This is a genomic window from Companilactobacillus paralimentarius DSM 13238 = JCM 10415 (assembly GCF_001434985.1).
Classification (GTDB): Bacteria; Bacillota; Bacilli; order Lactobacillales; family Lactobacillaceae; genus Companilactobacillus; species Companilactobacillus paralimentarius.
Window position 1 is genome coordinate 1 of the sequence record NZ_AZES01000162.1, and the last position, 5,095, is coordinate 5,095.

Here is a 5,095-nt window from a genome sequence, read left to right on the forward strand (position 1 = left end):
GTTTTTATTTTGTCATTTTTCTAAAGTGGCTAACTTGATTATAAAATTCGCCAAAACAAAAAATCTCTAGATATTAGAAAAAAATCTAATATCTAGAGATTTTTTTTGCATTTTTACTTGTTATGAAACGCGTTTGATGGACTACAGTATTTTCTGTAAACAAGAAGGGACGTGAGTAAATGTTTGAATACGTACAGGTGATAGCACCGCAAAATAAAGTCACAGTGGGTTATGTAGACTATTCTTTGAATGACGACGAGCTATTGGTTAAAGTATTAGACTTGAAAAATTTAACCAATAAGCAAACTTATCATCTATCCTTGAAAGAAATTTCTGATGTTAGTAAAGAGGAATATCAAGGTTGGAAAAAAATAGAATTTATCCATCGAGGATTGGAGTTTGTCTTCATTTGGAGTGGTTTTGGTGAGTATGACTATTTTAAAAGAGACGCTTTATCACAGATTGTAGATAATCATCTGTAAGCATTTGAAATCGGAAATGCTGAAAAGCACGTAGATAGTTTCTTGAAATAAAGAAGAAACTGTCGGTTTGGAATAATTGCATGCTAGTATAAATAACGTTAATTAACAATTAGGTTACCGGTAACCCTGATAAGGAAGGGTTAATATGTCAAAGAATAAAGAGGGAAGTAAGGCTTTTGCTGCACTACAAAATGTCGGTAAGACTTTCATGCTTCCAATCGCTTTATTGCCTGTTGCGGGACTATTTTTAGGAATCGGTGCTTCATTTACAGGTGCATCATTTATCAAAATGTATCATCTAGAGGCAATTTTAGGACCAGGTACATTTTTGAACAGATTACTAACGATTTTTAATGATTGTGGTAGTGTTATTTTTAATAATTTGGGTCTCTTATTTGCTGTTTCAGTTGCTCTTGGTTTGGCTAAGAGTGAAAAAGGTGTCGCGGCACTGTCAGCTTTAGTTGGCTACTTCATGATGTATGCCACTATGACTAGTGCCATTGTTAACTTTGGTGAGCTGGAACGTCTAAAGAAAATTGGCGGTCTACTTACAAATATGCTTGGCTTCACTAACACCATGAATACTGGTGTTTTTGGAGGAATTTTTATTGGATTGATTTGTGTTTGGTTACATAATAAGTATTACAAAATCAAGTTTCCCGATGCTATTTCATTCTTCGGTGGCACACACTTTAGTCCTATTGCCGGCGCCTTAGCTGGTATTGTTGGAGGATTTATCATGGCCTTTCTATGGCCATACATTGCTATGGGAATTGCTGGATTAGGTACTTTGATTGGTAAATCGGGTTACTTTGGTACTTTCTTCTACGCATATGTTTACCGTGCTTTGATTCCATTTGGTTTACACCATGTGTTCTACTTACCATTTTGGCAAACAGCTGTTGGTGGTACTGTTACTATTGCTGGTAAATCAATTGTTGGTGCACAAAATATTGTCTTTGCTCAAATGGCTGCTGGTCAAAAGATTTCATGGGAGGCTGCTAGATACTTTGCCTTTGAATTCCCAGTTATGATTGGTGGTTTTCCAGCTGCTGCTTTGGCCATGTATCATTGTGCCAAAAAGAATAAGCGTAAGGATGTTAAAGGTTTGTTACTATCATCTTCATTGACATCAATTTTGACAGGTATTACTGAACCACTAGAATTTACTATTTTATTTGCTTCACCATTCCTATTCTGGGGTATTCACTGTGTCTTGTTTGCCTTCTCAGCAGTCTTTGTTTCCTTATTGAAGATTGGTGTTGGTTTCACGTTCTCCGGTGGTTTACTAGATATGATTCTCTATGGTGTTTTGCCTGGACAAGCTCGTACTAATTGGTTGGGCTTAATACCATTGATTTTATTCTACTTTGCTTTGTATTACTTCGTCTTTAAATTTGCTATTCTCAAGTTCAACTTGAAGACTCCTGGTCGTGAAGATGATGAAGAAGAAGCTGTTCTACATACAAAACAAGATTATGTTGATGAAAAGAATGCTAATGGTGAATCAACTGATAGTATTCCAGCTATGATTGTTGATGGTTTAGGTGGAAAAGATAATATCAGTACCTTCGAAGCTTGTGCTACCAGATTACGTGTTGGTGTAAATAACTCTGATATTGTTAAGAAAAACCTTTTGAAATCCACTGGTGCTGTGGGAACAGTTGTCCATGGAAAAGGTGTTCAAGTTATTTATGGTACAAAAGTTTCAACTATTGGACCAGAAGTAGAAGATTATTTAGGAATTGAGGGATAATATGGGTTTGTTCAATTTTAAAAAGAAAACAGATTTCTTCGCTCCCGTAGCGGGAAAACTAGTTGCACTTGATAAAGTAAGTGACGAGGTCTTTTCTAGCGGTGCGATGGGTAAAGGATTTGCAGTTGAACCTAGTAATGAAAATATTTATAGTCCTGTGAAGGGAACGGTCAGTCAACTTTTTCCGACGAAACATGCTGTAGGGATAAATTGTGGAAAAATGGAAATTTTGATTCACATTGGAATTGATACCGTTGATCTAAAAGGTGCTCCGTTTGAAACTTTAGTTAGTGTCGGCGATGAAGTCGATAATAATACGAGACTAGTTAAAGTTGATTTTGATCAAATTAAAGCAGCTAAAAAGGATTCAATGACAATGGTTTTGATTACTAATTCAAATGATGTTTTGAAAGATTATAATCAGGTGGCTGAAGTTGGTAGTCAAGTTGATAATTTGACTAAAATTGCAGACGTCAAAGAAAAATAGATTTTTGAAGTAATCCTCCCATGGTCCTCAAAAAAAGATTATAGGAGGTTTTACTTTGACTAAAATAAGTTATGGATTGAAATTAAAGGTAGTAACAGCTTACCTACAAGGTGAAAGTTCTATCAATTTGCAGAGAAAATTTAGCATCAGTAAATTTAGTGTTTTCAATTGGGTACAACGATATAAAAAATATGGTTCTGAAGGTTTGAAAAAACGCACGGATAGTCATGAATACGATGGCGATTTCAAATTACGTGTATTAAAGTGGAAAAAGTCTCATCAGGCAACTTATGCCAAAACGGCGGATCACTTTCAAATCAGTAACCCGGGGACAATTGCCAACTGGCAGAGAAGATATGATGATGTCGGTTGGACAGGGACAGGCTTATTCAGAAAAGATGTTCAGCAATTAGTTATTGATCGTGAAAAAATAAGTGAGCTAGAACATGAGAATGAACTATTACGTTCGGAGATATTGTCATTGCGGGCAATAAAGTTAGATAGTGCAACAATTGAGTTCTGATGGGGGATTAACTTCAAGAATAACTATTTTTCGGGTAGAGAATGATAAGGGGACGAGTGCGGATGATTCCTAAGGAAAAAAGAGAAGTGCAGATTTTAGAAGTATTAAAAGAAAAAGGTTGGTTATCAACCAAACAGATTGCGGATCATTTTGAGATAGACTTTGATACTGCTAGAAGGGATGTTCTGCATTTAACCTCTACTGGCCAAGCTATTCGAGTTCATGGCGGAATTATGATCACTCAAGGTGATGAAGTACCTGAATTCTTGAATAGAAAGCGTATTTTGTCACCCGTTAAAACTTCAATGGCTAAAATCGCAGCGACATATGTTCATCCAAATAAACTTTATTTTATCGGGGCTTCTACGACGTTAGTGCAACTTTGTGATCTATTGGGGGAAGTTGATACGACAATCGTGACGCACGGCATCGACAACGCTGAACATTTGATGGAAAATAAATTTCCTAGAGTTGAGTTGTTAGGTGGAATTGTTGATAAGATCAATCGTTATGCATCATCACTGGATACATTGATCCGCCTGAATGATTTTGTTTTCGACGGTGTCTTTATCGGTGCTTCTCGAATCACGGATGAAGGTGACATAACAGTCATGGGTAAAGCTGATGCAGCTATTTTGAGAAAAGCTGTTCAACGAGGTAAGAAGATAATTTTGGTTACACAGAATTATAAATTTACGACTAAGAAAACTTCGCCTTACGTTGTAACGAATTGTCAACAAGTCGATGTGTTAGTTACCGACAGGGGCTTAGATCCTAAATATGTTAGTTATTTTAGAGATAGTGTAGTTTTTAGAACAATTGGAAATAAGTAAAAAATAATACCACGTTACAGTATGCAATATACATACTATAACGTGGTATTTTATGTTTAAAAATCAACATCTTAACAATCAATTTTGACCACTTATCGAAGAATTAAACCATGATGAAAAAGTCCTGGCTATAATGAATTCACTCAATAAAGGAGTTCAAAATTATGTTTTTACAAGTTCAAAATCTTACTAAAAAATTCAATCATAAAACAGTTGTTAAGAATGTTGATTTATCAATCAAAAAAGGTGATTTGGTAGCTTTCTTGGGTCCTAATGGGGCAGGGAAATCAACTACGATCAATATGTTGATTGGAATTATTCAACCAACTCAAGGTCAGATATCTTTAAATGGATTCACTCCTCAAGAGAAAGCATATCGTCAAAAAATTGGTGTTGTTTTTCAAGAAAGCATTTTAGATGATGATCTAACAGTCAGACAAAATTTAATGATCCGTCGGGGGTTGTATCAACATTTAAATAATAATCTCGATTATTGGATTGAAAAATTTGCGCTACAAAAAATCATCGATCAGAAATATCGAACTTTGTCTGGAGGTCAGAAGCGACGAGTCGATATTGTACGTGCATTACTGCATGAACCAGAGGTTCTATTCCTCGACGAGCCGACAACAGGTTTGGATATTCAAACTAGAGAATTAATCTGGCAGGTTCTTAATGAATTGCGCCGAGAAATGAATTTGACCATAATTTTGACAACACATTATTTAGAAGAAGCTGAGGAAGCAAACTTTGTTTATGTAATTGATCATGGTGAAATTATTGCGTCGGATTCTGTGGAGAATTTGAAATGTAAATATGCTCAGAATCGTTTAACAATGAAGGTTAGATCAAAGAATGTTCAATTACCGGGAAAATATCAATATCAACGGGATGGGTACAAAATTTTTGTATCTGTTTCAACATCAGATTGTTTAGAAATTCTGAGTCAGTTATCTGAGACGAATTGTCAAATCAAGCGCAACTTTGTCCCGAAGAAAACTTCAAATGGACTCT

General features: G+C 35.6%; 6 protein-coding genes. All 6 read left to right on the forward strand.

The window, feature by feature from the left end; genetic code table 11:
* Window positions 1-179: 179 nt before the first annotated feature.
* Entirely contained in the window at window positions 180-482 is a 303-nt protein-coding gene (locus FD33_RS11735; RefSeq protein WP_025086280.1) for a hypothetical protein, read from the forward strand.
* Window positions 483-627: 145 nt separating this feature from the next.
* Complete coding sequence (locus tag FD33_RS11740; protein ID WP_025086279.1) at window positions 628-2,238, forward strand: PTS transporter subunit EIIC; 1,611 nt, start codon at window positions 628-630, stop codon at window positions 2,236-2,238.
* Between the two features lies 1 nt (window position 2,239).
* Window positions 2,240-2,725, forward strand: a complete 486-nt coding sequence (locus FD33_RS11745) for a PTS sugar transporter subunit IIA (protein WP_025086278.1) — start codon at window positions 2,240-2,242, stop codon at window positions 2,723-2,725.
* Between the two features lie 55 nt (window positions 2,726-2,780).
* Window positions 2,781-3,248, forward strand: coding sequence for a helix-turn-helix domain-containing protein (locus tag FD33_RS11750; protein WP_025086277.1), 468 nt, complete (start codon window positions 2,781-2,783; stop codon window positions 3,246-3,248).
* A gap of 62 nt (window positions 3,249-3,310) precedes the next feature.
* The gene (locus FD33_RS11755) at window positions 3,311-4,081 is read left to right on the forward strand and encodes a DeoR/GlpR family DNA-binding transcription regulator (RefSeq protein WP_034544481.1); all 771 of its coding nucleotides are present in this window, start codon (window positions 3,311-3,313) and stop codon (window positions 4,079-4,081) included.
* A gap of 164 nt (window positions 4,082-4,245) precedes the next feature.
* Window positions 4,246-5,095, forward strand: an 850-nt coding sequence (locus FD33_RS11760; RefSeq protein WP_056955995.1) for an ABC transporter ATP-binding protein, incomplete at its 3' end; no start/stop codon positions are given.